Source organism: Methyloversatilis sp. NSM2 (assembly GCF_038066675.1).
Lineage (GTDB): Bacteria > Pseudomonadota > Gammaproteobacteria > Burkholderiales > Rhodocyclaceae > Methyloversatilis > Methyloversatilis discipulorum_A.
In genome coordinates this window covers 464,130-488,892 of sequence record NZ_JBBUKV010000005.1, presented here as the reverse complement: position 1 = coordinate 488,892, position 24,763 = coordinate 464,130, and the positions used below count along the sequence as shown (strand labels likewise).

Sequence of the window (24,763 nt, the reverse complement as noted above, 5' to 3'; positions counted from 1 at the left end):
TCAACCGGCGAGCGCGGTCAGTGACCGCGGCTCGTCGGCCTTGCGCTCGACCGGCTTTTCCTTGCCGGCGCTGGCCAGCGATTTAATGTCGCCGGAGATTTCGCCGCCTTCCTCGATATGGATCTTGCCGTAGCGGATCTTGCCGCTGACGCGGCCGGTGGCATGCACGATGAGTTGTTCGCGCGCGGTCAGTTCGCCGTCGAAATTGCCATGGATTTCCGCCACGTCGATGCTGACGGTGCCGGAGTAGGCCCCGTTTTCGGCGATGCGGATGACGCGGCTGTCCATCGTTGCTTCGACCCGGCCTTCGACCACCAGCGTGTCGCAATCGAGAATTTCCGCTCCGCGCAGTTTCACGTCGGGGCCGACGATGAGACGGCTGCCGTGGGTGGGCGAGGGCTCCATCGCTTCCGGCTTCGACGGCTGCGGCGCCGGGGTGTCGCGCTGCGGCGACAGCGCGGCCGGCGACGGTGTCGTGCTCACCGTCATGCCGCTGCCGGACGTGCCGCCGCCGCCCGGTCGTATCGTGCGCGGCAACGTGGATTCAGTGGATTTCGGGAACAGGCCGGGCTTGTTGAACATGTCGTCTCCTTGAAAGTGGCTCGCACCGTGCGGCACGGCGCGCACCGACCGTTCGCAAGCCGTGTGCCTGGTGATAAATCGGATTTTGAATCAATGGCTTACTTGCTTCGATTCGAGCTTTCACGGCGCCTCTGGCGCAAAGGCCCGCGATTCTGTCGCCGCAGCGCGACAGTCGGCCGCGCCGAAGGGGGCGCAGTGCGCATCAAGGCGTGCGCTGCGCCGTGTCGCCGCTCGGCGACACGGCGCCTCGTCGCTGCGGATTTAACGTTCTGTTGCATTCCATTACCGGACCTTACCGTGGCCCGCGTCCGGGCTGCCTAGACTCGGACGTTCACCGGAAATCCTTCGACTCATGCCTCATGCATCCTTCCGTACCACCCTGCTGCTGACCGTGCTGCTGATCGCCGGCGCGCTCGGTGCCGCAGCAGCAAGTGGCTGGATCATGCTGCAGGACTTCGCCCGCGCCAGCCGTGAGGCCGGCAGCGGCGCATTGAATCTGACGTCGGCGATGCAGCAGATCGACGAACGCTCGCTCGATATGGCGCGCAGCGCGCGTCAATACGCCGTGCTGCGGGACGACGGTCTGCGTCTCCGCTACGACGAGGCTCAGACCCAGGCGCTGGCCTCGCTGGCGACGATGACCGCGACCTTGCCGCAGATCGCGCCGCACGCGGATACGTGGCGCCGTACCGAAGCGCAGTTGCGCGCCGTGTTCGACCTGCCGGCCGAGGCCGCCGTCGACGACGCGTTGCCCGATCTTGCAACTATCAATGATCGCCTCGCCGCTGGCGTGCGCGAGGCCATCGATGGCCGCAACGCGGCGCTGCTCGATACGCTGGAGTCGAGCCGCGACACGCTGGCGACGCAGGTGCTGGCGGCCATCGCTCTCGCGCTCCTGCTGGCGGTGGCCACCGGCTGGTGGATATTGCGGCCACTGAAGCGCGTGGAGCAGGCAATCGCGCGCCTCGGCGAAGGACAGTTCTCGACGCCGGTGCAAGTCGGCGGCCCGGCCGATCTGCGCCGGCTCGGCGAGAAGCTCGAATGGCTGCGATTGCGGCTGGCCGATCTCGAGACCCATCGCAATCGCGTGCTGCGCCACGTGTCGCACGAACTGAAGACGCCGCTCGCGTCGCTGCGCGAGGGCATCGCGCTGCTGCAGGATGGCGTGACCGGCAGGCTCAGCGACGAGCAGATCGAAGTCAGCGGCATACTCGATGCCAATGCACGCGCACTGCAGGAACGCATCGAACAGCTGATCGGCTACAACGCGACGCAGTTCGATGCCCGCCACCTCGAACTGAAGCCGACCGCGCTGCGTGCGCTGGCGCGCGAAGTGGCGGCCGACCTCAAGCTGCAGGCGCAGGCCAAGGACATCCGTCTCGACGTCAGCGGCTATGCGCCGCCGGTGCGCGGCGACGCCGCCAAGCTGCGCATCGCGCTGACCAACCTTCTGGCCAACGGCATCGCCTTCAGCCCGCACGGTGGCACGGTGCGGCTCGAACTGAGCAGCGATGGCGGCACCACGCGCATCGACTGCATCGACGAAGGTCCGGGCGTCGCGCCGGACGAGACCGAACGCATCTTCGAACCCTTCTTCCGCGGCAGCCGCCGCGCACCGCGCCCGGACAAGGGCAATGGCCTCGGACTGGCCATCGTGCGTGAATTCATCGCCGCGCACGGTGGCCGGGCTCTGGTACTGCCGGCCGAGCGCGGCGCCCACTTCAGGATCGAATTGCCCCATGCCAGCTGACGTCCGTCTGACCCGTCTGACACCGATCGTGCTTGCGCTGTCGCTCGCCGCCTGTGCCGGCGTGAAGCCCGCACCATCCGCGCCGGTGACGACCGAGGCGCCGCAGCCAGCGGCGCCTGAAACACAGACCAACGCGGCGGAACGTCAGTTGCAGCAGGCGATGCAGGCGGCGCAGCTGCGCGGCGGCAATCTGACGCGCGCGCGCACCCTGCTGGAGGCGCTGGTCGCCTCTACCAGCGACGAGGCGCGGGCAGTGCAGCCTTATGCGAAATCGCTGCTCGAACAGGTGACAGAGCGCCAGCGGCTGGACGCTGCCAACGTGAAGCTTACGCAGCAACTCGAGCGCAGCAGCCAGCAACTGAAGGACAGTCAGGCGCGGGCGGACGAACTGCAGCGCAAGCTTGACGCGCTCGCCGACATCGAGCGCAGCCTGCCGCCCGCGCGCATTCCGTCGCGCGGCGTGCCGCGGTGAGGGCGGACGGGCAGCACAAGCTGCTGCTGGTCGACGACGACACCGATCTGCTGCGTCTGCTGTCGCTGCGGCTGAAGGCCAGCGGCTATCGAGTCAGCACCGCCGAAACGGCCGAAGCGGCGCTGACTCGGCTGGCGGTGGAGCGCTTCAGTCTGGTCCTGAGCGACGTGCGCCTGCCGGACCGCGACGGGCTCGCGCTGTTCGACGACATCCGTGCGCAGCACCCGGCACTGCCGGTCATCCTGCTGACTGCGCACGGCAGCATTCCCGATGCGGTGGAAGCGACCTCGCGCGGCGTCGCCGGTTATCTGACCAAACCTTTCGACAGCGCCTCACTGCTCGACCGCATCGCGCAGGCGCTGTCGCATGCCGCTCCGGCCGGTGCGGCGACGGCGATCGACGCCGGCTGGCGAGACGGCTTCATCAGCCGCAGTGCGCGGATGGAATCACTGCTCGACGAGGCGCGGCTGGTCGCCGCCTCCGATGCCAGCGTGCTGATACGCGGTGACAGTGGCACCGGCAAGGAACTGCTGGCGCGTGCCCTGCACCGCGCCAGCCCGCGCGCGCAGGCGCCTTTCGTCGCCATCAACTGCAGCGCGATACCGGACGCGCTGCTCGAATCCGAACTGTTCGGTCACGAACGTGGCGCCTTCAGCGGCGCGGTCGCCCGTCACACCGGCCTGTTCCGTGCAGCACACGGCGGTACGTTGTTTCTCGACGAGATCGGCGACATGCCGCCGGCGTTGCAGGTGAAGCTGCTGCGCGTGCTGCAGGAGCGGGCGGTTCGGCCGGTCGGCGCGACGCAGGCCGAGCCGGTCGATGTGCGCATCGTGTCGGCCACCCACTGCGATCTCGATGCGCTGCTCGCGCAAGGGCAGTTCCGTGAAGACCTGTATTACCGCATCAACGTGGTCACGCTGACGCTGCCTCCACTGTCCGAGCGGCGCGAGGACATTCCGCTGCTGGCCGAGCATTTCCTGCGCACGCTGGCAAAGAAGTACGGCAAGCGCTTGCGCGGCTTCGCGCCCGACGCGCTGGAGGCGCTGGCGACCGCGCACTGGGCCGGCAATGTGCGGCAATTGCAGAACGTGGTCGAACAGGCATGCGCGCTGGCCACTACGCCGCTGGTGCCGCGGGCGCTGGTCGATCGCGCGCTGCGTGTGAGGCCGATGGAAGCGCTGGGCTACGCCGAGGCGAAGCAGCGCTTCGAGCGCAATTACCTGGTACAGCTGCTCAAGCTCACCGCCGGCAACGTGACCGACGCGGCGCGCATCGCCGGCCGCAACCGCACCGAGTTCTACCGCCTGCTGCAGCGCTACGACCTGAACCCGGGCCTGTTCCGGGGCGATGTCGCCGAGATGCGACAGGCCTGACCGGCGCTGCGCAAGGGGCCGCGACCGGGTGCCGTGCGGGCGTCGCCGCAGCCCGACGCGCAGTGTGTGCTGCACGTCCCAAGTATCTGAATTCAAAAGCAGGCGAGGTGTGGCATGGCGTGTGCTGAGGCGGGCACTCCCGCCGGCCGGAGTACGCCGCTACAACAGATACGGAGGCAGACCATGATCACCCGCCAGTCCATTGCGACCCTGCTCACCACGACAGCGATCGCCTACTCGATCTGCTCTCCCGCTCAGGCGGCCAGTCTGGTCGCCGCCACGCAGGCGACGTCGCGCGATCCGGTCGCCGATGATCGCGACCGTGGCCTGCAGGAGGCGATCAAGGGCGCGCTCGGCGCCGACGAGGCCTTGAACGGCTGCTATGTCGCGGTGAGCGCCCGCGATGGACGCGTGACCTTGAGCGGGGTCGTGCGCGACGCGTCGCAACTGGCGCGCGCGCTGCAGACCGCTATGGCGGTACCCGGCGTGCGCGCTGTCGACAACGCGCTGGAAGTGGCCGGGCGCTGAGTACGCTCCGGCGCGCCGGTTCAGGGCGCCTTGTAGTGCGCCTGCGTCATCAGGTCGACGCCGCAGGGCAGATTCTCTATCCAGTCGACGAAGCGCTTCACCATCGCCTTGCCCTCGAAGCGGGCGCCGTGCTGCGGCACGATCATGTCGATGTCGAGCCCGCGCACCATGCTGGCCCAGTAGCGGCAGATCTTGTTCGACACCATGTAGCGGCGGTGGAAGCCGAACATGTGCGGAATGTGCGCGTCAAAATCGCTGACCGGCGGCAGCGCTTCGCTGTGACCGATCATCGAGGCGCCCATGTCGCCGGAGAACAGGATTTTCGACACCGGGTCGTAGAACTGGAAATTGCCTTCCGAGTGCATGAAGTGTGCCGGCAGCGCCAGCATTTCCATGCCGCCGAGCGGAATGCGCATGCCTTCGTCGGGGATCGGAATGATGCGCGCCGTGTAGTCGCGACCGGTCGTGAAATGCGGCAGGAAGCGCGCCCACAGCTTCGAAATCATCACCTTGCACGAGGTGCTGACCATCCATTTGTTCATCGACGCGATGATGTCCGGGTCGGCGTGCGAGGCGAGGATGAGATCGAGGTCCTTGGACGGGAAATAGCGCTGCATCGCCATCATCAACCCGGTGTAGGTCATGTTGCCGCCGGGGTCGATCAATGCGCCGTGTTCGCCATCAACCACCAGGAACTGGTTGCACTGCACTGCGTGGTCGGCGCCTTCGTCGACCAGATCGTAGAAGGCCAGGCAGACGTGCTTGCCGTTGTTGAACAGTTCGACTGCCATTGCCCATACCCCTTGACGAAATGCCGACTGATTACGAAGGCGACAGTGTGCCGCAAATCGGCGGGCTTTTAGGCGCTGGCAGCGGGGGGCTTGATGACGATCAATGGGCGGGCGCCCGGAGCGGGGGGCCCCAGCCGTGTGCGGGCTGGGGCGGGCGATCTGGTGGGCCCCCTGGGAGTCGAACCCAGCACCAACGGATTATGAGTCCGCTGCTCTAACCAAGCATGAGCTAGAGGCCCGGAAGGGAGCGGTACTATAGCAAAGGGGCGCCGTATCGGGGCCTGCGGAGCGGGTTTCGGAGGAGGGTGGCGGGCGATGTGGCCGGATTTCGAGGGTGGGTCGATCGCCGACCTGATGCAGGATGTGGTGCGCGCATGTGGCGGCAAGAGCGCCGGCACGGGCTTGCGCGATGTCGACGCGTCAGCCTGGCGTGGCGCGCGCAGCGTCGTGTTGCTGGTGCTCGACGGCGTCGGCATGAAGCAGCTCGAACTGCTGCCCGAGGATGGTTTCCTGCGCCGTCACTGCATGGCGACGCTGACCTCGGTGTTCCCATCGACCACCGCAGCGGCCATCACCACCTTCATGACAGCCCGGCCGCCGGCAGTGCATGGGCTGACCGGCTGGCACCTGCGTTGTACCGAACCGGGCCTGGATGGCCGCGTGCTCGCCATCCTGCCGGTCACGCTGCGCGGCGATGGCGATCTGCCCTGTTCGCAGGAGGAGGTGCTGGCGAGGGTGTGCCGGGCGCCGTCCGTGTTCGCGTCGCTGCCCGGCCCGTCACGGGTGATCTCGCCCGCCGACATCGCGCACTCGCCGTTCAACACGCTGCACAGTGCAGGCGCGGAGGTCGTCGGCTATGCCGGGCTTGAGGGCATGCTCGCCGCGCTGACCGAGGCGCTGCGCACACCGTCACCGCCCGCTTACGTCTATGCCTACTGGCCGGACTTCGATCATTGCGCTCATGTGCGCGGCTGTGCGTCGGACAGCGCGCGCGAACTGCTGTGCGCGGCAGACGCTGCGCTGGCTGCCTGGGCCGGGACGATGGCGGGCTGCGACGTGCAGTTGCTGGTGACGGCCGACCACGGCTTCATCGATGCACCCGCGGAGCGCCTGATCGAACTCGAGCAGCTGCCGTCGCTGGCCGACTGTCTCGCCGGCCCGCTGTCGGGTGAGCGGCGCGCCGTGTTCTGTCAGCTGAAACCTGGCCGTGCGCGCGATTTCGAACGCGCGCTGCAGGCACTGGACAGCGCCTGCATCCCGTGGCGATCGAGCGATCTCGTCGCAGCAGGGCGCTTCGGTCCGGGCGAGCCGCATCCGCGCCTGCTTGAGCGGATTGGTGACTACACGCTGGAAATGAAGGCGGACTGGACCTTGCGCGACACCGTGCCGGGCGAACGTGCGCACCGGCTGATCGGCGTGCATGGCGGCACGAGCGAAGCGGAAATGAGGGTGCCGCTGGTGGGGAAGGTGCTCTGAAAGACATACGGGAGCGCGCTCGCGCTCCCGTCGTGAAGGTCAGCTCGCGATGTAGCTTTCGAGCTGCTTGATCAGGAACTGCTGGTACTCGATCGTTTCCTTGACCATGTCGCCGATGGACACGACACCGACCAGTGATCCGGCGGCATCCAGCACCGGCAGGTGACGGATGCGCTTGTCGCTCATCAGCTGCATCGCCTGATCGACCGTCATGTCCGGCGTCACGTGGATGAGCTTGCTGGTCATGATGTCGCGCACCGGCGTGGTGGCCGAATCCTTGCCCTGCAGCACTACCTTGCGCGCATAGTCGCGCTCGGAAAAGATGCCGGCCAGCGCACCGTTGTCGGTCACCAGCACGGCACCGATGCCGCGATTGGCCATCACGCGCAGCGCGCTGATGACCGTGTTGTCCGCTTCGACGGTCGCGATCGGACCCTGCTTGCCTTCAATCACCTGAGCGATGGTCTTCACGGTAGGCCTCCCTGTTGTTTTCCGTGACGATGGGGTCGCTCAAGTTTCACACGAAAATCAGGTTTCCGTGTCGAGGAAGCTACGCAGTTTTTCGCTGCGCGACGGGTGACGCAGCTTGCGCAGCGCCTTTGCTTCGATTTGACGGATGCGCTCGCGCGTCACATCGAACTGCTTGCCCACTTCTTCCAGCGTGTGGTCGGTGTTCATTTCGATGCCGAAGCGCATGCGCAGTACCTTGGCTTCCCTCGGCGTCAGGCTGTCCAGCACTTCCTTCGTGATGTCGCGCAGGCTGGCGAACAGCGCAGCGTCGGTCGGTGCCAGCGTCGCGGTGTCCTCGATGAAGTCGCCCAGATGGGAATCGTCGTCGTCGCCGATCGGCGTTTCCATCGAGATCGGCTCCTTGCTGATCTTCAGGATCTTGCGGATCTTCTCTTCCGGCATTTCCATGCGGATGGCCAGCGTCGCCGGATCCGGCTCGGCACCGGTTTCCTGCAGGATCTGGCGCGAAATGCGGTTCATCTTGTTGATCGTTTCGATCATGTGCACCGGGATGCGGATGGTGCGCGCCTGATCGGCAATCGAACGCGTGATGGCCTGACGGATCCACCAGGTCGCATAGGTCGAGAATTTGTAGCCGCGACGGTATTCGAACTTGTCCACCGCCTTCATCAGGCCGATATTGCCTTCCTGGATCAGGTCGAGGAACTGCAGGCCGCGGTTGGTGTACTTCTTCGCGATCGAGATCACCAGACGCAGGTTGGCTTCGGTCATCTCGCGCTTGGCGCGACGCATCTTGGCTTCGCCGGTGGACATCTGCTTGTTGATGTCCTTCAGTTCCTTCAGCGGCAGGCCGATGCGGTCCTGGATGTCGATCAGCTTGCCCTGTTCCTCGATGATGGCCGGGGCGGCACGCAGCAGCTGCGCGCCATTCGACTTGGCGGCGGTGATTTCGCCCTTCAGCCAGTCGATGTTCACCTCGTTGCCCGGGAACACCTTGATGAAGTGGGCACGCGGCATATTGCCCTTGTCCACGCACAGTTCGAGGATCTTGCGCTCGTGCTTGCGCGCCGATTCGACCATGTTGCGCACCGAGTCGCACAGCTTCTCGATCATGCGCGCGGTGAAGCGGATGTTCATCAGCTCGTCCGACAGCTGCTTCTGCAGCTTCAGATAGGTCTTGTCCTGCGAGCCCTTCTTGTCCAGCGTCGACTGCATCTTCGTGTACAGCGCACGGATGCTTTCGAAGCGCTCCAGCGCATCGGCCTTGAGCTGGATCAGCGAAGCGCTCATCGCGCCACCTTCGCCGTCCTCGTCCTCTTCGTCGCTGTCCTCGTCCTCTTCGTCGGACGCTTCGGCACTGGCGGCCGCTTCTTCCTCTTCCTCGACCGCGTTCGGGTCGATCAGGCCGTCGATCAGTTCGTCGATGCGCATCTCTTCGCGCGCGACGCGATCGGCCATGTCGAGGATTTCGGCAATGGTCGTCGGGCAGGCGGAAATCGCCTGGATCATGTGGCGCAGGCCGTCCTCGATGCGCTTGGCGATCTCGATCTCGCCCTCACGCGTCAGCAGTTCGACCGTACCCATTTCACGCATGTACATGCGCACCGGATCGGTCGTGCGACCGAATTCCGATTCGACCGTCGACAGCGCCTGTTCGGCTTCCTCTTCGACTTCCGACGCGTCGACCACGGCCGGCGCGTTCTCGCCCATGAGCAGGTCTTCCGAAGCGGGGGCTTCGTCGAAGACACGGATGCCCATGTCGTTGAAGGTCGAAATGATGGATTCGATCTGCTCGGCGTCGACGATGTCGTCCGGCAGGTGATCGTTGATTTCGGCGTAGGTGAGGTAACCGCGTTCCTTGCCCAGCGCAATCAGCGTCTTCAGACGCAGGCGACGCTGATCGGCGTCCATCGGCAGGGCGTTCGCTTCGGCGGAACCCGCCTTCGCTTTCAGATCCTTGGCTTTGGCGTCTTTGGCGGCCTTTGCACCGCGGGCGGTGACGGGCTTTGCGGCTGCAACAGGCTTTTCTGCGACTTCAGCCTGCTTGCGTGTATCCTTCGACTTGTCCTTGGCGACCATGTATATCCTCAGATCTGCGTGTAACCAGCGGCGAACCTGGCAAGGCAAAACCCTCACCGGATTGCCGTCCGCCTGCGCACAGGACCCCGTCGTACCGGGCCGGCAATGAGCCCGACCTATGTAAGCGGTCGACAGGGAAAACCCGTCATTATACCCGTTTTAGGGGTTGGCTTCTCGTCTTTCAAGTCCGCGCCTTCTCCCGGAGCAGACGGCCGAGTTCGGCCTGTTGCTCTGCGGTCAGCGGCGCCTGACGGCCGAGCATCGTCAGATGGTTGATTGCGCGGGAAATTCCCGTTTTCCTCAGATGCTGCAGCGTGTCGTCGAACATGTGCGGCAGCGCACCCTCGTCCGCCGGATCGTCGATCGCCGCAGCGACCGCGTCCTCGATCAACGGTCCGTGCGGACCGTCCCTGAAGTACTCGACCAGCGCAGCCGTGTTGCCGGCATCGATATCGCCGTGTTCGATGCAATCGGCGATCGCCTGCACGGCACGCAGCCAGGGGTCGTCATCGATGTCTTCCAGGTGTCCGACCTTACTGCCGAGCGCGGGGCGCTGCATCAGCATGCACAGCAGCTTGCGCGCAGGCGTCGTCGGTGCGACGCGCGGTGCTGCCGGCGCCGGCGGCGCGTTGTAGCGGCCAGTGCGGCGCGGCATGCGCAAGCCGCAGGCTTCGGCCAACTCCTGCGCCGACAGCCCGACCGCCGGTGCCAGCAGGTGCAGCAGCTGGGTACGCAGGGCGCCGGCGGGGATCTGTGTCACCAGCGGCTTGGCTTCATTGATGAACTGGGCGCGACCTTCGGCGCTGCGCGTGTCGCAGCGCGACTGCAGTTCGTGCAGCAGGTATTCGCTGAGTGGCTGCGCCGACAGCGCGAGCTGGCGGAAGCGGTCCGCGCCCTGTTCGCGGACGAAGCTGTCCGGGTCGTGCTCGGTCGGCAGGAAAAGGAAGGATGCGCTGCGGCCGTCGCTCAGTTCCGACAGCGCTGATTCGAGCCCGCGCCACGCGGCTTTGCGGCCGGCGCGGTCGCCGTCGAAGCAGAACACGATGCGGTCGGTCTGACGGAACAGTTTGTGGATGTGGTCGGGGGTGGTCGCCGTTCCCAGTGTGGCGACGGCATTGCCGACGCCGAACTGGGCCAGCGCCACCACGTCCATATAACCCTCGACCACCAGCACGAAGCCGTGGTCGCGGATCGCCGCGCGCGCCTGCGTCAGGCCGTACAGTTCGCGGCCCTTCGAGAACAACGGCGTTTCCGGGGAATTCAGATACTTCGGCTCGCCGCGGTCGAGCACGCGGCCGCCGAAGCCGATCACATTGTTCCGCGCATCAAGGATGGGAAACATCACGCGGTCGCGGAAGCGGTCGTAGCGTCGGCCCTTGCTCTGGCCTTCCGACGGTTCGGCGTCGATAACCAGGCCGCATTCGGCCAGCGCAGCAGCTTCGTAATCGTCGAACGCTTCGCGCAGGCCCTGCCAGTCGTCCGGTGCGTAGCCGATGCCGAAGCGGGCGGCGATCTCGCCCGACAGGCCGCGGCCCTTCAGGTAGTCGATCGCGCGCGGGCTTCTTTTCAACTGTTGCTTGTAATGCTGGGCGGCGCGCGCCATCACCTCGGTCAGTGATGCCGCCTGCTGACGGCGCTGTGCCATTTCCGGCGTGAAGTCTTCGCGCGGAACGGTCATGCCGGCGTTGCGCGCCAGTTCCTCGATGGCGTCCGGATAGCTCAGCCCGGAATATTCCATCAGGAAGCCAATGGCGCTGCCGTGCGCGCCGCAGCCGAAGCAGTGATAGAACTGCTTGGCCGGGCTGACCGTGAATGAGGGTGTCTTCTCGCTGTGGAAGGGGCAGCAGGCCTGATAGTTGGCGCCGGCCTTCTTCAGCGGGACGTAGCGCTCAACCACGTCGACGATGTCGACGCGGTTGAGCAGTTCCTGGATGAAGGACTGCGGGATCATCCCGCCGTCGCTCAGCCGGCGTTGCCGCTCAGCGCGGCCTTCACCAGCGCGGACGCCTGCGCCATATCGGTGCGACCGGCCAGCTTCGCCTTCAGCGGTCCCATCACCTTGCCCATGTCGGCCGGGCCGGCGGCGCCGACCGCTGCGATCACGTCGGCGATGACGGCGCGTACTTCGTCCGCGCTCATCTGCTGCGGCATGTAGGCGGTCAGTACCTCGAGTTCGAACTTCTCGGCGTCCGCCAGATCCTGGCGGCCGGCGCTTTCGTACTGACTGATCGAATCGCGGCGCTGCTTCAACATCTTGTCGATCACGGCGGTGACCTGGGCGTCGTCGAGCACGATGCGCTCGTCCACCTCCTTCTGCTTGATCGCGGCCAGCAGCAGGCGGATGGTGCCCAGACGCGCGCTGTCTTTGGCGCGCATCGCGGTCTTCATGTCTTCGCTGATCTGTTCCTTCAGGCTCATGGTGTCACTCGCGGCGGCGGTTGAAGGGAAGCAACAAACACAAAAAGCCGAATGCGTCACTGCGCATCCGGCTTTTTGGGTTCAAGCCCTGCAGCCTTGCAGGGTCCGGCGAATCAGTACAGCTTCGGCGGCAGGGTCTGGCTGCGCAGCCGCTTGTGGTGACGCTTCACGGCGGCAGCCAGCTTGCGCTTGCGCTCGGCCGTCGGCTTTTCGTAGAACTCGCGCGAACGCAGTTCGGTCAGCGTGCCAGCCTTTTCGATGGTGCGCTTGAAGCGGCGGATCGCAACTTCAAACGGCTCGTTTTCCTTGACGCGAATACCCGGCATACAAACAGCCCTCAATGGCGCGCCCGCTGCTCGATATGAGCGGACGCATAACGGAAAGCCGGCGAGTATATCTCGGTGCCGGCGATGTGCCAAGTCCGATTTGCGGGGCGCGCAAGTACAATGCGCCGCATGTGGATACTTGGCATCGAATCGTCGTGTGACGAAACAGGGCTGGCGTTGTACCACGACCAGCGAGGTCTGGTCGCGCACGCCGTGCACTCGCAGATCGATCTGCATCAGGCGTACGGCGGCGTGGTGCCGGAGCTGGCGTCGCGCGATCACGTACGGCGCATCGTGCCGCTGTATCGTCAGGTGCTGGCCGAAGCGGGCATAGCCGCCGGCGACATCGACGCCATCGCCTACACGGCGGGGCCGGGGTTGGCGGGCGCGCTGCTGGTCGGTGCGGCGTTCGCCGAATCGCTCGCCTTCTCGCTCGACAGGCCGGCCATCCCGATTCATCACCTGGAAGGGCACCTGCTGTCGCCGCTGCTGTCGGCGGACCCGCCGACCTATCCCTTCGTCGCCTTGCTGGTGTCCGGCGGCCATACGCAGCTGATGCGCGTGTCGGCGGTCGGTGACTACGAAATGCTCGGCGAGACGCTGGACGACGCGGCCGGCGAAGCCTTCGACAAGACGGCCAAGCTGCTCGGCCTTCCGTATCCGGGTGGGCCGCACCTGGCGGCGCTGGCGCAGCAGGGCTCGCCGGGGCGTCTGAAGCTGCCGCGGCCCATGCTCGGCAGCGGCGATCTCGACTTCAGCTTCTCCGGACTGAAGACGGCCGTACTGAACGCGGTGAACAAGGGTTTGGACGAGGCCGGGCGTGCCGATCTGGCGGCCGAGTTCCAGGAAGCGGTGGTCGACGTGCTGGTCGCCAAGTCGCTGGCTGCGCTGCGGCAGACCCGGCTGAACCAGCTGGTGGTGGCCGGCGGGGTCGGTGCCAACCGGCGTCTGCGCGCGCGGCTCGACGTCGAACTGGCGCAGCGGAAAGGGCGCGTGTTCTATCCGGAGCTGGCGCTGTGCACCGACAACGGCGCGATGATCGCCTTTGCTGGCGCGCAGCGGCTGGCAGCGGGCGTGGCAGCGTCGTCGTCGCAACACGCCATCGCGGTACGGCCGCGCTGGCCGCTCGACACGCTCTGAGCGGGCTCAGCCCGCGTTCTGGGCTTTCTTGCCGCCGATGCGGCTTTCGGTGCCATTCATCAGCCGGCGGATGTTGTCCGCGTGGCGCCAGATCAGCAGCCCGGACATCGCGGCAAGCGCGCCGCACACAACGGCAGACTGCGTGTACAGCAGGCCGCTGATCGGCGCGCTGCATGCGGCAACCAGTGCCGCCAGCGACGAGTAACGGGTGAGCAGCGCGACCGCCAGCCAGATGCCCAGCGCGATCAGCCCCACCATCGGTTCGGCGGCCAGCATTACGCCGGCCGCGGTCGCCACGCCCTTGCCGCCGCGGAAGCCCAGCGTGACCGGGAAGACATGGCCGACGAAGGCCGCCACCCCCGCCAGCAGTGCGGCGTTGTCGCCCATGCCCAGCGCGCGCACCAGCCATACCGCGACGCAGCCCTTCAGCGCGTCGCCGATCAGCGTAAGCAGCGCGGCCTTCTTGTTGCCGGAGCGCAGCACGTTGGTGGCGCCCGGATTGCCGGAGCCATAGGTGCGTGGATCGGCCAGGCCGAACAACCTGCTGCTGACGACGGCGAAGGGAATGCAGCCGAGTGCGTAACCGAGGGCGATCGCGATGGCGATGCTGGAAGCTGAATTCACGATGGGCGACGGGTCGGACGTAGAATCCGGCAATTCTAGTTCGACACGGGCATCTGGGCAGACATGGACTGTATTTTCATCGAAGGCATGAAGGTGACCGCATCGGTCGGCATCTACGCGCGCGAGCGTGCGCACACGCAGCAGCTGGAGATCAGCATGACCTTCGGCGTGCCCGACGCCGCGGCCCAGAACGACGACATCAACGACACGATCGACTACGCTGAGGTGGTCAATCGCATCCGCGCCGAACTGGGACAGCGCCACTTCAATCTGCTCGAAACGCTGGGCGAGTTCGTCATCAACATGATGTTGAACGACTTCCGCGCGTCATGGGTCCGGATTTCGATCGCCAAGACCGGCATCATGAAGGACGTGCGTCAGGTCGGCGTGACGATAGAGCGGGGGCGATCGCCGACAGCCTGAAATCGCGCGTCGCGGCCTCGTGCGCGAGCAGCCAGCGCTTGATGCCGGGCAGAAAGCCCTGCGTCGCGTGCGCGAAGCCGCCCAGTGCGCCACCCGCCCCGACGACGCGATGACAGGGAATCACGACCGGCAGCGGATTGGCGCCGCAGGCCGCCCCGACGGCGCGCGGCGCGGAGCCGATGCGGCGCGCCACCTCTCCATAGGTCAGCGTGTCGCCGACCGCGATCTGCCGCATCACCGCCCACACCGCGTTCTGATGTGCGCTGCCGCCGGGAGCCAGCGGCAGATCGAAGCGGTGCCGGGCATCGCGCAGGTAGGCGTCGATCTGGCGTGCGGCTTCGGCCGCCAGTAGCGTGCGCGCCGGTTGCGGCGACTGCGGCGACAGGAACTCGATCAGCGTGAGCGCATCGTCCGCCGTGCGGATGCCCAGCGCGAAGCCGGGCGCCGCGATGACCGCGTCCCAGTCGGTCGCGTCGGAGTCCTTCATCATTGCGCCTGTCTGGCGCCGAGCAACTGCTGCTTCAGGTCGTCCTGGGTCGGTTTCTGGCCGATCCAGATGGCGAGCAGCGCGCGGTAGAAATCGTCGCCTTCGACCGTCTTGCTCACTTCCCTGCCGTCGATCACGGCACGGGTGCCGCGGCCGGGCAGCCATTCGAGGCCGATGCGGCTGCCCTTCTTCACCTCCTGCACCGCCATCAGATCATCGACGAAAGCGCGGATGCGCGGCTGCATCGCCTCGAATTCCGCTGGCGGCAGGTTCTTCTTCATGCCTTTGACCAGCGGTTCGGTGAACTGCGTTGCGGAAAAGCTCATCAGCGGCACGATCTCGATGCGCTTCGGGCCTGCCGCGGCCATTGCTGCGTCCAGGCTGTCGGCCGGCGCGCCGAGGTAGAGGGCGACGGTGTAGGCCTTGATGATGAAGCGCGTGCGCACGCCAGCGCCGTTCAGCTGAAGCGTCGAATCGGACAGGCGTGTCGTCGGATCGAAACGCGTGCCTTCGACTTCGACGGCCGTGACGACCGAAGAGAGCATCAACATCGACACGAAACACAATGCGCGCAGATTCATGGGGACTCCGTCGGGTTCGGGCCCCGAATTATCCGGCGGACGGGCACCGATCGTGCTCGCGAGATGTGAGAAATGACGGCCTGCTTCAGGAATCAACCTTAATAAGGTTGTGCAAGCTATTGTTTTTCAATCAATGAAATGCAATCATCCGGCCATTAAGGTCAGTCGGTTGTCGGTAATGCGACAACGAGGAGGGCGCATGCGCGCACAAAAAAGAACACATCCGCTGCTGTTTGCACTGCTGCTGGGCACATCGGTCGCCACGCACGCTCAATCCTTGACCGAACAGGCGGCAGCGCATATCGAAGCCGGTCGCCATGCCGCGGCCTACCAGCTGCTGTCTCCGCAGGAGTCGGAGCGGGCCGGTGATCCGCAGTTCGATCTGCTGCTCGGCATTTCGGCGCTGGAGACCGGGCGGCATACGCTGGCCGTGTTCGCGCTCGAACGCGTGCTCGCCGTGCAGCCGGACAATGCGCGCGCCCGTGCGGAAATCGGCCGTGCCTATCTGGCGCTCGGCGAATCGGTCGGCGCCCGGCGTGAGCTGGAAGCGGTGCGCAATCAGAACGTACCGCCCGAGGTGGCCCGCGCGATCGATCGCCTGCTGTCGGCCATCGATCGGGCGCCGGACGCAGGCAAGCCGTCCTTCGCCGGTTTCATCGAAGCGGCGGTCGGACGCGACACCAATGTGAATAGCGCCACTTCGCAGAATGCGGTCGCGGTACCCGGCCTTGGCGCCTTCCTGCTCGACCCTGCCAGCCAGAGTCGCGACGCCTGGTTCAGTGCGCTGTCTGGCGGTGTCAATGCACGCGTGCCGCTGAACCGCGAATGGGCTTTCCTCGCCGGCGCTACCGGCGCGGCGCGCTTCAACGGCGGTGAGTCGCGCTTCGACACCACGGCGCTGGACGGCAACGCCGGCGTGTCGTGGACGCGCGGCGCGAACCGGATCACCGCTGCGCTGCAGCTCGGCATGTTCGAGGTCGATGACGACAAGCTGCGCGACTACACCGGTGGCTCGCTGCAATGGCAGCACACGCACGATGCGCGCAACCAGACCACCGTATTCGTCCAGCAGAGCCGCCTGCGTTACGAAGGCACGAACGACGTGCGCGACGTCAATCGCAACATCTATGGCGTCGGTCACGCGCTGGTTCTGCCGAACGATCGCACAATGCTGTTCGGCAGTGTCTACCTGGGCGCCGAAACCGGTCGCAACGATCTGCCTTCGGGCGTGAACATCGCGGCCAACGACGTGATCGGCTTTCGCGTTGGCGCGCAGCATACGCTGGACGAGCGCTGGATGCTGTTCGGTGCGCTGGCACACGAGGCGCGCGAGTACTCGAATGTCGACCCGATCTTCGCCCGCGTGCGCGACGACAACCTGACCTCGCTGTCGCTGGGCGCGAGCTATGCCTTCGCCAAGCAGTGGCTGCTTACGCCGTCGGTGTCCGTGGTGCGCAACGACTCCAGCATCAACCTCAACGAATACCGTCGCGGCGTCGCCCAGTTCGCCGTGCGCCGCACGTTCTAGGAGAGCGCCATGGCGAAACCCTTCACTCCCGCACGCCTGACGTTCGCCATCGCGCTGGCGTTTCCGCTGCACGCGCTGGCCGATAACGCGGCGCGTGTCGAATTCACGTCGGGCGACGTGCGCGCGCTGGCGGCCGACGGCAGCAGCCGCGTGCTGGCGCGCGGTGCTCAGGTCGGCAGCGGCGACACCGTCGACACCGGCAGCGGCCGCGCCCAGATGCGCTTCACCGACGGCTCGCTGGTGTCGCTTCAGCCGCAGACCCAGTTCCGCATCGATCAGTACGCCTTTGCCGGCAAGCCGGCCGAGGACCGTGGCTTCTTCAGTCTGATCAAGGGCGGTCTGCGCACCATCACCGGTCTGGTCGGCAAGGGCAATCGCAGCAATTACAAGCTCACCACCTCGGTTGCCACCATTGGCATCCGCGGTACCGAGTTCTCCGTCGTCTACGGCAACAGCATCAACGTGACGACCGGCGATGGCGCGGTCGACGTCTGCAATGGCGCCGGCTGCCTCACGGTGTCCGATGGGCAGAGTGCCTATGTCGCCGACCAGAGCACGCCGCCGGTCATCACCGAAGTGAAGACCGACCTGCCGCCGCCGCCGCCGTCGAACAGCGGCAACCTGACGCCGCAACAGGGTAACGACACCTTCCTGGTGTCGGAGAACCGTAGTGAGGGCGGCGGACTGGAGGTGCTGGATGGGCTGGACGATGGAGACGGTGACGGAACCCTTCAGTCCGGCGACGGCTATTACGTCTATGGCCAGTACGTCGACCAGTACGGCGGCTATGGCGGTGAGGTGATGCTGGATTCGGCGAGCGCCACCTTCGAGGGCAATGCGGTGGTGTCGGCGTCGAATTCGAATGGCGACATCCAGGCGTCTTCGGTTGCCGAAGCGCATCAGGACGGCATCATCGGCTGGGGGCGCTGGACCAGCGGTTCGTGCTCCGGCGAATTCGACTGCGCCGGCGACACGCTGCTCGACGTGCATTACATCGCCGGCAGGCCGACGCCGGATCTGGCCGCGCTGGGCGGCGCCAGCGGCACCTATGCGCTGAGCGGCTACACGACGCCGACCACGACCGGCGGTGCCAGTGGCGGTTCGGTGAGCGGGTCGATGACCGCCGATTTCTCGGCCTACACGCTCAGCGTCGGCATGAACGTAACGGTCAGCGCCACCACCTTCGGGCTGACCGGTTCGGGCAGCATCAACAGCGGTACCGCAGCGTTCTCCGGTTCATTCTCGAACTGCAGCGGGTGTTCGTTCAGCCCGCCCAGCGGCAGTTTCCACGGCTTCTTTGCCGGTGCAGGCGCCGAGCGCGCGGGCATGGTCTACACCTTCGACAGCGGAATTGGCGGCATCAACAAGGTCAGCGGCGCGGCGGTGTTCACGCGGACTTCGCTCGGTCTGGGCAACTGACGGGCGCGTCGATCAGCCGCTCAGAGCGATCCGGCAAAGCTGCGGATGCCGGTCAGCAGCATTTCGACCGCGACCGCGCACAGCAGCAGGCCCATAAGTCGCTCAAGTGCGGAGGTTCCGCGCTCACCCAGCCGACGGATCAGCGGCCCGGCCGCCAGCAGCACGCAGGCGGTGACCGCCATGGCGGCGCTCATCGCGCCGGTCCAGGTCCAGAAGCGGTCCGGCTCGCGCGACACCAGCAGCATCACCATGGCCATCGCCGACGGCCCGGCGATCAGCGGAATCGCCAGTGGCACGACGAAGGGTTCGCCGCCGGCCCACTCGCCGAACACGCCGGCCGGCTGCGGAAAGATCATGCGCAGCGCAATCAGGAACAGCAGCACGCCGCCAGCGATGCCGAGCGAGGTCTGCGAAAGCTGAAGTAGCTTCATGACCGACTCGCCGGCCCACATGAAGACGAGCAGCGCCAGCCAGGCGAAGAAACACTCCCGCAGCACGACGCGCTGACGCCGCGCCTTCGGCACGTCCTTCAGCAGCACGGTCATGACCGGTGCGTTACCGAATGGATCGAACAGCAGCAGGAGCAGGATGCTGGCGGAGAGGAAGCTGTCGGACAATTCGCTGGGGCTAGGGGCTAGGGGCTGGGGGCTGGGGGCTGGGGGTGACGGGACGGCGTGCCGTCCCGTCACGCAGTTCAGCTGCGCACGTGGCCGTCGCCGAGCACCACCCACTTCTGACTGGTCAATCCATCCAGGCCGACCGGGCCGCGGGCGTGGATCTTGTCGGTCGAGATGCCGATCTCCGCACCCAAACCGTACTCGAAGCCGTCGGCGAAGCGGGTCGAGGCGTTGATCATGACCGACGCCGAATCGACCTCGCGGATGAAGCGCATCGCCCGCGTGTGGTTCTCGGTCACGATGGCGTCCGTGTGCTGCGAACTCCAGCGGTTGATGTGCTCGATCGCGTCGTCCAGCGAATCGATGATGCGCACCGCGAGGATGGGGGCAAGGTATTCGGTCGCCCAGTCCTCGTCGGTGGCCGCCTTCATCGCCGGTATCAGCACGCGCGCTCGCTCGCAGCCGCGCAGTTCGACGCCCTTGCCGAGGTAGATGTCGGCCAGTCGGCCGAGCACGCGCGGTGCCGCAGCGACATGCACCAGCAGCGTTTCCATCGTGTTGCAGGTGCCGTAGCGATGGGTCTTGGCGTTGTCGGCGATGCGCACCGCCTTGTCGTCATCGGCGAATTCGTCGATATAGACGTGGCAGTTGCCGTCCAGATGCTTGATCACCGGCACCTTCGCTTCGCGGGAGATGCGCTCGATCAGACCTTTGCCGCCGCGCGGCACGATCACGTCGACGAACTGCGGCATCGTGATCAGCGCACCGACTGCCGCGCGATCGGTGGTGTCGACCACCTGCACCGCCGTTTCCGGCAGACCGGCGGCAACCAGACCTTCGCGTACGCAGGCGGCGACCGCCTGATTGCAGCGCGCTGCTTCCGAACCGCCGCGCAGGATGGCGGCGTTGCCGCTTTTCAGGCACAGGGCCGCTGCGTCGGCGGTCACGTTCGGCCGCGCTTCGTAGATGATGCCGATCACGCCCAGCGGCACACGCATCTTGCCCACCGTGATGCCGGTCGGGCGGCGCTTGAAGTCGGTCATTTCGCCGACCGGGTCGGGCAGCGCGGCGACCTGTTCCAGACCCTGGGCCATCGTCTCGACGCCCTTCGCGGTCAGCGTGAGCCGGTCGATCATCGCCGCGTCCAGGCCATTGGCGCGCGCCGCGTCGACGTCGGCCGCGTTGGCTTCGAGCAGCTGCGGCGCACGCTCGCGCAGCAGAGCGGCGATGCGGATCAGCGCGTCGTTCTTGGCGGCGGTGGATGCCTGCGACACGATGCGCGAGGCGGCGCGGGCCTGGCGGCCCAGCGTGTTCATGTAGTCCTGGATGTCCATCTTGATTCCCGAAATGCTCAGACCGCGCACCCTATGGAAACTGCAGTCAAACACGGATGAAAGCAGAAAGCGCGGCGACTTGCCAGTCGGCCACGCTCAGCGTGCGCACAGTCGCAGCGTGATCTGCAGGAACTCGTCCCACACGTCGCCACGCGCCACGCCCTTGATCATGCGGTCCAGTCGCGCCGCCTGCATCAGCGCGGTGCGGGTGGCGGCCGAGGACAGGCGCTGCAGTGCCCGCTTGTACGGTGACTGGCGGGCGCCGAAGATGCGCGCCGCGGACAGTGCGTCGTCGGCGCTGCGGCCGGCGTCCATTTCGGCGCGTGCCGTGGCCAGCACACGCAGCTCGGCGACGATGATCCACAGCACCAGCGGAGCGGCCACGCCCTCGGCGCGCAGGCCGTCGAGCAGGCGGCTGGCGCGCGCGGCGTCGCCGGCGAGCAGCGCCTGGCGCAGGTCGTCGACGTCGTAGCGGGCGACATCCATCACCGCGTTGCGCACCTGTTCGAGCGTCAGTTCGCCGGGCGGATGAAGCAGCGCGAGCTTCATCACTTCCTGATTGGCCGCCAGCAGATTGCCTTCGACGTGGCCGGCCATGAATTCCAGCGCTTCCGGTGTCGCGTTCTGCTGCTGGCGGGCGAGCCGACCGGCCAGCCAGGCCGGCAGGCGCGCAAGACCGGGCGCGTTCAGTTCCAGCTCCATGCCGGATTCGATCAGTGCGGCGAACCAGCTGCTCTTCTTCGCTTTCCAGTCCATCAGCGGCAGCGTCACCAGCGTGATCGTGCCGGCCGGCGGGTTCGCGGCGTAGCGGGCCAGCGCGTCGCTGCCTTCGCGGCCCGGTTTGCCGGTCGGAATGCGCAGGTCGATCAGCTTGTCGCCACCGAACAGCGACATATTGCCCGCCGCCTCGGCCAGCGCCGACCATTTGAAGTACTGCGTCACCACCAGCACCTCGCGCTCGCTGAAACCGCGCGTACGCGCGGCGGCGCGGATGGCGTCCGCCGCCTCGATCACCAGCAGCGGCTCGTCGCCGTGCAGCACGTAGAGCGGCGCGAGCGTGCCCTTCAGGTGGGTGTCGAGCTGTTCGGCGCGCAGCTGCATCGCGCTCAGGCAGGTTTGCGCTTGATCGCCTGCAGGCGGCGCAGTAACTGCTGGATCACGTCCGACTGCATTTCGGCCAGCAGGAGCTGTTCCTCTTCCTGCTTGGCCAGCGTGTCGCTGTCATTGAACGTCAGGTCGCGACGCATCTCGATGGTTGCCACCGGCGCGATCTCATCATTGGTCGGCGTGCGTACGCGAAACGAGAAACGCTGGCGCAGCTGATACTCACGGACGCGGCCTGCCGAGTTCAAGCTGAGAATGACCTTTTCGGTCCTGTTCTCGGTGATGTCGAGCACAGCATCGGCCGCCTTGATGTCATCCGCGACCTTGGACGTGGTCTGCGCTTCGATGGCGCGCCTGAGTTGGGCTGTCAGCTCCGAGTAACGGTTGGAGTTGATGTACAGCGTCTGGAAAGGCAGATCACGCACGCCGCGCAGGTGGAAGCCGCAGGCCGCCAGCGGAAGCGCGGCGGCGGCGACCAGCAGCAGGCTGCGGCGGGATGGGTTGGCGGGGGCGCTCACGGGCATCTCCTGCTTCAGCACACGATATTGACCAGACGGCCGGGCACGACGACCACTTTCTTCGCCGGCTTGCCTTCCATGAATTTCTGCGCCGCATCGTTGGCCAGCGCAGCGGCCTCGATGGCGTCCTTGGCCGCATCGGCGGCGACGCGCAGGCTGCCGCGCAGCTTGCCATTCACCTGCAGCATCAGTTCGACCTCGTCCTGCACCAGCGCCGATTCGGCCGGCTCAGGCCATTCGGCGCTCAGGATGTCGTCGCCGAAGCCGCAGTCGCGCCACAGAACGTGCGTGACGTGCGGGCAGATCGGCGACAGCACGCGCAGCAGCATGGACAGGCCTTCGCCGATCACCTCGGCCGCGTCGGCGCCGTCGCGCGGCGCCTTCTCCAGCGCATTGAGCATCTTCATGCAGCCGGAGGCCACCGTGTTGAACTGCTGCTTGCCGAGGTCATAGCTCGCCTGCTTCAGCACCAGGTGCAGTTCGCGGCGCAGATCGGCCAGCGCGGCTGGCAGCTTGGCCTTGCCCAGCGTCGACGCGGCCGGCACACGCGCGCGCAGTTCGGCGGTGTAGTCCTGGGCGAAATTCCATACGCGCTTCAGGAAGCGGTGCGCGCCTTCGACGCCGGCGTCGTTCCATTCCAGCGTCTGTTCCGGCGGGCTGGCGAACATCATGAAGAAGCGTGCGGTGTCGGCGCCGTACTGATCGATCAGCGCCTGCGGGTCGACGCCGTTGTTCTTCGACTTCGACATCGTGGTCAGTTCGTGCTCGAGCACGGTGCCGTCGGTCTTCAGCCTGCCGCCGGTGATCTGCCCCTTGGCGTCGCGCTGGACCTCGACCTCGCTCTCCCAGTAGTAGTTCTTGCCGCCGCCTTCAGGCTTGTGCAGCCAGGCGTGGTTCAGAACCATGCCCTGGGTGAGCAGGCGGGCGAACGGTTCCTTCACCGTCATCAGGCCCATGTCGCGCATCACCTTGGACCAGAAGCGCGAGTACAGCAGATGCAGGATGGCATGCTCGATGCCGCCGATGTACTGATCCACCTGCATCCAGTAGTTGGCGCGCTCATCGACCATGGCCGCATCGTTGCCGACCGAACAGTAGCGGGCGTAATACCAGCTGGAGTCGACGAAGGTGTCCATCGTGTCGGTTTCGCGCTTCGCCGCCGCGCCGCATTTCGGGCACGCGACGTTGATGAAGTCTTCGCGCTTGAGCAGCGGGTTGCCCGAGCCATCCGGAATGCAGTCTTCCGGCAGCACCACCGGCAGTTGCTCGTCCGGCACCGGCACGTCGCCGCAGTGATCGCAGTGGATGATGGGTATCGGGCAGCCCCAGTAGCGCTGGCGCGACACGCCCCAGTCGCGCAGGCGCCACTGCACCTTCTTCTCGCCACCTTTGGCCGCGAGATCGGTGGCCACCGCATCGACTGCGGCAGCGTAGCCCAGACCGTCGTAGCGGCCGCTGTTCACGCAGACGCCGTCCTTCGATCCGTACCACTCGGCCCATGCGTCAGTCGAGAATGCATTGTCGCCGACCGCGATCACCTGCCTGATCGGCAGGTCGTACTTCTTCGCGAAACCGAAGTCGCGCTCGTCGTGCGCCGGCACGGCCATTACCGCGCCGTCGCCATAGCTCATCAGCACGTAATTGCCCACCCACAGCGGCACCGATTCGCCGGTCAGCGGATGCACGACGGTGAGGCCGGTCGGCAGACCTTCTTTTTCCATCGTCGCCATGTCTGCTTCCATCACCGAGCCGTGCTTGCATTTCTCGATGAAGGCGGCCAGTTCCGGGTTGCTGCGCGCGGCGTGGGTGGCCAGCGGATGTTCGGCGGCGACCGCGCAGAAGGTGACGCCCATGATGGTGTCGGCGCGGGTCGTGAACACCCACAGCTTGCCTTCGTCGATCAGCGCGCCGGTGTCATCGCGGATGTCGTGGCTGAAGGCGAAGCGCACGCCGGTGCTCTTGCCTATCCAGTTCGCCTGCATGGTCTTCACGCGCTCGGGCCAGCCGTCCAGCGTGTCCAGGTCGTCCAGCAGTTCGTCGGCGTACTGCGTGATGCCGAGGTAGTAGCCGGGGATTTCGCGCTTCTCGACCAGCGCACCGGTGCGCCAGCCGCGGCCGTCGATCACCTGTTCGTTGGCGAGCACGGTCTGGTCGACCGGGTCCCAGTTCACCACCTGGGTTTTCTTGTAGGCGATGCCCTTTTCCAGCATGCGTAGGAACAGCCACTGGTTCCACCTGTAGTACGACGGCTGACAGGTCGCCAGTTCGCGGCTCCAGTCGATGGCGAAGCCCAGCGCCTTGAGCTGCTGGCGCATGTAGTCGATGTTGTCGTAGGTCCATTTCGCCGGCGGCACCGCATTCTTGATCGCCGCGTTCTCGGCCGGCAGACCGAAGGCGTCCCAGCCCATGGGTTGCAGCACGTTGTAGCCGCGCATCCGGTGGAAGCGGGTCAGCACGTCGCCGATGGTGTAGTTCCGCACATGGCCCATGTGCAGCTTGCCCGACGGGTAGGGGAACATCGACAGGCAGTAGTACTTGGGCTTCGAAGTGTCCTCGACGGCCTTGAAGGTCTGGCTGTCGTCCCAGTACTGGCGCGCGGCGGCTTCGACCTCGGACGGGGTGTAGGCGGGGATCTGTTTTTCTGACATGAGGCGGGATGCGGCGGAAATGAACGCTAACCCGCAATTATAGGCCCGGCGGGACGCGGCCCGCCGGAAAACGC

Annotated in this window: 24 protein-coding genes and 1 tRNA gene; 9 read left to right on the top strand and 16 right to left on the bottom strand. The window is 66.2% G+C overall.

The window, feature by feature from the left end; translation table 11 throughout:
* Positions 1-582 carry a bactofilin family protein gene (locus WJU27_RS13180; RefSeq protein ID WP_020163297.1) on the bottom strand — a complete coding sequence of 194 codons (582 nt, stop codon included), beginning with the start codon at positions 580-582 and terminating at the stop codon, positions 1-3.
* 352 nt (positions 583-934) lie between these two features.
* Here WJU27_RS13180 and WJU27_RS13175 point away from each other — a divergent pair, with 352 nt between their 5' ends.
* The 4 genes from WJU27_RS13175 to WJU27_RS13160 all read left to right on the top strand — a co-directional run bounded on the left by WJU27_RS13175 (position 935) and on the right by WJU27_RS13160 (position 4,705).
* On the top strand, positions 935-2,332 hold the full coding sequence (locus WJU27_RS13175; protein ID WP_296808622.1) for a HAMP domain-containing sensor histidine kinase: 1,398 nt from the start codon (positions 935-937) through the stop codon (positions 2,330-2,332).
* Positions 2,322-2,804: a hypothetical protein gene (locus WJU27_RS13170; RefSeq protein ID WP_020163299.1), complete on the top strand. Its 483-nt coding sequence runs from the start codon at positions 2,322-2,324 to the stop codon at positions 2,802-2,804. Before WJU27_RS13175 ends, WJU27_RS13170 begins: the two co-directional genes overlap by 11 nt.
* Positions 2,801-4,177 (top strand): sigma 54-interacting transcriptional regulator, encoded by a 1,377-nt coding sequence (locus WJU27_RS13165; protein ID WP_020163300.1) that lies wholly within the window; start codon positions 2,801-2,803, stop codon positions 4,175-4,177. The genes WJU27_RS13170 and WJU27_RS13165 overlap by 4 nt, the downstream gene beginning before the upstream one ends.
* A 183-nt stretch (positions 4,178-4,360) precedes the next feature.
* A complete protein-coding gene (locus WJU27_RS13160; RefSeq protein ID WP_341422385.1) occupies positions 4,361-4,705 on the top strand; it encodes a BON domain-containing protein in 345 nt (114 codons plus the stop codon).
* 20 nt (positions 4,706-4,725) lie between these two features.
* On the opposite strand, the gene WJU27_RS13155 is transcribed toward WJU27_RS13160, so the two are convergent.
* Together WJU27_RS13155 and WJU27_RS13150 are read right to left on the bottom strand one after the other, a co-directional pair.
* Positions 4,726-5,496, bottom strand: a complete 771-nt coding sequence (locus WJU27_RS13155) for an MBL fold metallo-hydrolase (RefSeq protein WP_020163302.1) — start codon at positions 5,494-5,496, stop codon at positions 4,726-4,728.
* 160 nt (positions 5,497-5,656) lie between these two features.
* Positions 5,657-5,735 (bottom strand) — tRNA-Ile (locus WJU27_RS13150).
* Between the two features lie 76 nt (positions 5,736-5,811).
* On the opposite strand from WJU27_RS13150, the gene WJU27_RS13145 reads away from it, so the two are divergent.
* The gene (locus WJU27_RS13145) at positions 5,812-6,972 is read left to right on the top strand and encodes an alkaline phosphatase family protein (protein ID WP_341422384.1); all 1,161 of its coding nucleotides are present in this window, start codon (positions 5,812-5,814) and stop codon (positions 6,970-6,972) included.
* Between the two features lie 39 nt (positions 6,973-7,011).
* Here WJU27_RS13145 and WJU27_RS13140 read toward each other — a convergent pair whose 3' ends face one another.
* The 5 genes from WJU27_RS13140 to rpsU form a co-directional block, all read right to left on the bottom strand.
* Positions 7,012-7,443, bottom strand: coding sequence for a CBS domain-containing protein (locus WJU27_RS13140; protein ID WP_341422383.1), 432 nt, complete (start codon positions 7,441-7,443; stop codon positions 7,012-7,014).
* Between the two features lie 57 nt (positions 7,444-7,500).
* Positions 7,501-9,522 carry an RNA polymerase sigma factor RpoD gene (gene rpoD / locus WJU27_RS13135; protein WP_019915415.1) on the bottom strand — a complete coding sequence of 674 codons (2,022 nt, stop codon included), beginning with the start codon at positions 9,520-9,522 and terminating at the stop codon, positions 7,501-7,503.
* Positions 9,523-9,703: 181 nt separating this feature from the next.
* Positions 9,704-11,473 (bottom strand): DNA primase, encoded by a 1,770-nt coding sequence (gene dnaG, locus WJU27_RS13130; RefSeq protein WP_341422382.1) that lies wholly within the window; start codon positions 11,471-11,473, stop codon positions 9,704-9,706.
* A gap of 11 nt (positions 11,474-11,484) precedes the next feature.
* Entirely contained in the window at positions 11,485-11,940 is a 456-nt protein-coding gene (locus WJU27_RS13125) for a GatB/YqeY domain-containing protein (RefSeq protein WP_341422381.1), read from the bottom strand.
* Positions 11,941-12,053: 113 nt separating this feature from the next.
* Positions 12,054-12,266: a 30S ribosomal protein S21 gene (rpsU, locus tag WJU27_RS13120; protein WP_008061479.1), complete on the bottom strand. Its 213-nt coding sequence runs from the start codon at positions 12,264-12,266 to the stop codon at positions 12,054-12,056.
* A gap of 129 nt (positions 12,267-12,395) precedes the next feature.
* Between rpsU and tsaD the strand changes: the two genes are divergently transcribed.
* Positions 12,396-13,406: a tRNA (adenosine(37)-N6)-threonylcarbamoyltransferase complex transferase subunit TsaD gene (tsaD, locus tag WJU27_RS13115; RefSeq protein WP_341422446.1), complete on the top strand. Its 1,011-nt coding sequence runs from the start codon at positions 12,396-12,398 to the stop codon at positions 13,404-13,406.
* Positions 13,407-13,412: 6 nt separating this feature from the next.
* Here the strand turns inward: tsaD and plsY are convergent, their stop codons facing one another.
* On the bottom strand, positions 13,413-14,030 hold the full coding sequence (plsY, locus tag WJU27_RS13110; protein ID WP_296808645.1) for a glycerol-3-phosphate 1-O-acyltransferase PlsY: 618 nt from the start codon (positions 14,028-14,030) through the stop codon (positions 13,413-13,415).
* Positions 14,031-14,093: 63 nt separating this feature from the next.
* Between plsY and folB the strand changes: the two genes are divergently transcribed.
* A complete protein-coding gene (gene folB, locus WJU27_RS13105; protein ID WP_020163309.1) occupies positions 14,094-14,453 on the top strand; it encodes a dihydroneopterin aldolase in 360 nt (119 codons plus the stop codon).
* Here the strand turns inward: folB and WJU27_RS13100 are convergent.
* Together WJU27_RS13100 and WJU27_RS13095 are read right to left on the bottom strand one after the other, a co-directional pair.
* A complete protein-coding gene (locus tag WJU27_RS13100) occupies positions 14,392-14,943 on the bottom strand; it encodes a methylated-DNA--[protein]-cysteine S-methyltransferase (RefSeq protein ID WP_341422380.1) in 552 nt (183 codons plus the stop codon). The two genes, folB and WJU27_RS13100, sit on opposite strands and share 62 nt — an antisense overlap.
* On the bottom strand, positions 14,940-15,521 hold the full coding sequence (locus WJU27_RS13095) for a chalcone isomerase family protein (protein ID WP_341422379.1): 582 nt from the start codon (positions 15,519-15,521) through the stop codon (positions 14,940-14,942). The genes WJU27_RS13100 and WJU27_RS13095 overlap by 4 nt, the downstream gene beginning before the upstream one ends.
* Positions 15,522-15,720: 199 nt before the next feature.
* Between WJU27_RS13095 and WJU27_RS13090 the strand changes: the two genes are divergently transcribed.
* Positions 15,721-17,049, top strand: coding sequence for a tetratricopeptide repeat protein (locus WJU27_RS13090; RefSeq protein WP_341422378.1), 1,329 nt, complete (start codon positions 15,721-15,723; stop codon positions 17,047-17,049).
* A gap of 9 nt (positions 17,050-17,058) precedes the next feature.
* The gene (locus WJU27_RS13085; RefSeq protein ID WP_341422377.1) at positions 17,059-18,468 is read left to right on the top strand and encodes a FecR family protein; all 1,410 of its coding nucleotides are present in this window, start codon (positions 17,059-17,061) and stop codon (positions 18,466-18,468) included.
* Positions 18,469-18,488: 20 nt separating this feature from the next.
* Here the strand turns inward: WJU27_RS13085 and WJU27_RS13080 are convergent, their stop codons facing one another.
* The 5 genes from WJU27_RS13080 to leuS form a co-directional block, all read right to left on the bottom strand.
* Positions 18,489-19,085 carry a MarC family protein gene (locus WJU27_RS13080; RefSeq protein ID WP_020163314.1) on the bottom strand — a complete coding sequence of 199 codons (597 nt, stop codon included), beginning with the start codon at positions 19,083-19,085 and terminating at the stop codon, positions 18,489-18,491.
* Between the two features lie 77 nt (positions 19,086-19,162).
* Positions 19,163-20,419 (bottom strand): glutamate-5-semialdehyde dehydrogenase, encoded by a 1,257-nt coding sequence (locus WJU27_RS13075; protein WP_341422376.1) that lies wholly within the window; start codon positions 20,417-20,419, stop codon positions 19,163-19,165.
* A gap of 96 nt (positions 20,420-20,515) precedes the next feature.
* Entirely contained in the window at positions 20,516-21,520 is a 1,005-nt protein-coding gene (gene holA / locus WJU27_RS13070) for a DNA polymerase III subunit delta (RefSeq protein WP_341422375.1), read from the bottom strand.
* Between the two features lie 5 nt (positions 21,521-21,525).
* A complete protein-coding gene (locus WJU27_RS13065) occupies positions 21,526-22,047 on the bottom strand; it encodes an LPS-assembly lipoprotein LptE (RefSeq protein WP_341422445.1) in 522 nt (173 codons plus the stop codon).
* A gap of 8 nt (positions 22,048-22,055) precedes the next feature.
* On the bottom strand, positions 22,056-24,689 hold the full coding sequence (leuS, locus tag WJU27_RS13060; RefSeq protein WP_341422374.1) for a leucine--tRNA ligase: 2,634 nt from the start codon (positions 24,687-24,689) through the stop codon (positions 22,056-22,058).
* Positions 24,690-24,763 lie beyond the last annotated feature (74 nt).

Coding starts and splice junctions, on each gene's coding strand:
- holA (WP_341422375.1), bottom strand. CDS start 21,520: ATGCAGCTGCGCGCCGAACAGCTCGACACCCACCTGAAGGGCACGCTC.
- WJU27_RS13175 (WP_296808622.1), top strand. CDS start 935: ATGCCTCATGCATCCTTCCGTACCACCCTGCTGCTGACCGTGCTGCTG.
- WJU27_RS13155 (WP_020163302.1), bottom strand. CDS start 5,496: ATGGCAGTCGAACTGTTCAACAACGGCAAGCACGTCTGCCTGGCCTTC.
- WJU27_RS13090 (WP_341422378.1), top strand. CDS start 15,721: ATGCGCGCACAAAAAAGAACACATCCGCTGCTGTTTGCACTGCTGCTG.
- WJU27_RS13085 (WP_341422377.1), top strand. CDS start 17,059: ATGGCGAAACCCTTCACTCCCGCACGCCTGACGTTCGCCATCGCGCTG.
- WJU27_RS13095 (WP_341422379.1), bottom strand. CDS start 15,521: ATGAATCTGCGCGCATTGTGTTTCGTGTCGATGTTGATGCTCTCTTCG.
- folB (WP_020163309.1), top strand. CDS start 14,094: ATGGACTGTATTTTCATCGAAGGCATGAAGGTGACCGCATCGGTCGGC.
- WJU27_RS13065 (WP_341422445.1), bottom strand. CDS start 22,047: ATGCCCGTGAGCGCCCCCGCCAACCCATCCCGCCGCAGCCTGCTGCTG.
- WJU27_RS13170 (WP_020163299.1), top strand. CDS start 2,322: ATGCCAGCTGACGTCCGTCTGACCCGTCTGACACCGATCGTGCTTGCG.
- WJU27_RS13100 (WP_341422380.1), bottom strand. CDS start 14,943: ATGATGAAGGACTCCGACGCGACCGACTGGGACGCGGTCATCGCGGCG.
- leuS (WP_341422374.1), bottom strand. CDS start 24,689: ATGTCAGAAAAACAGATCCCCGCCTACACCCCGTCCGAGGTCGAAGCC.
- rpoD (WP_019915415.1), bottom strand. CDS start 9,522: ATGGTCGCCAAGGACAAGTCGAAGGATACACGCAAGCAGGCTGAAGTC.
- WJU27_RS13125 (WP_341422381.1), bottom strand. CDS start 11,940: ATGAGCCTGAAGGAACAGATCAGCGAAGACATGAAGACCGCGATGCGC.
- WJU27_RS13075 (WP_341422376.1), bottom strand. CDS start 20,419: ATGGACATCCAGGACTACATGAACACGCTGGGCCGCCAGGCCCGCGCC.
- WJU27_RS13160 (WP_341422385.1), top strand. CDS start 4,361: ATGATCACCCGCCAGTCCATTGCGACCCTGCTCACCACGACAGCGATC.
- dnaG (WP_341422382.1), bottom strand. CDS start 11,473: ATGATCCCGCAGTCCTTCATCCAGGAACTGCTCAACCGCGTCGACATC.
- tsaD (WP_341422446.1), top strand. CDS start 12,396: ATGTGGATACTTGGCATCGAATCGTCGTGTGACGAAACAGGGCTGGCG.
- WJU27_RS13180 (WP_020163297.1), bottom strand. CDS start 582: ATGTTCAACAAGCCCGGCCTGTTCCCGAAATCCACTGAATCCACGTTG.
- WJU27_RS13145 (WP_341422384.1), top strand. CDS start 5,812: ATGTGGCCGGATTTCGAGGGTGGGTCGATCGCCGACCTGATGCAGGAT.
- rpsU (WP_008061479.1), bottom strand. CDS start 12,266: ATGCCGGGTATTCGCGTCAAGGAAAACGAGCCGTTTGAAGTTGCGATC.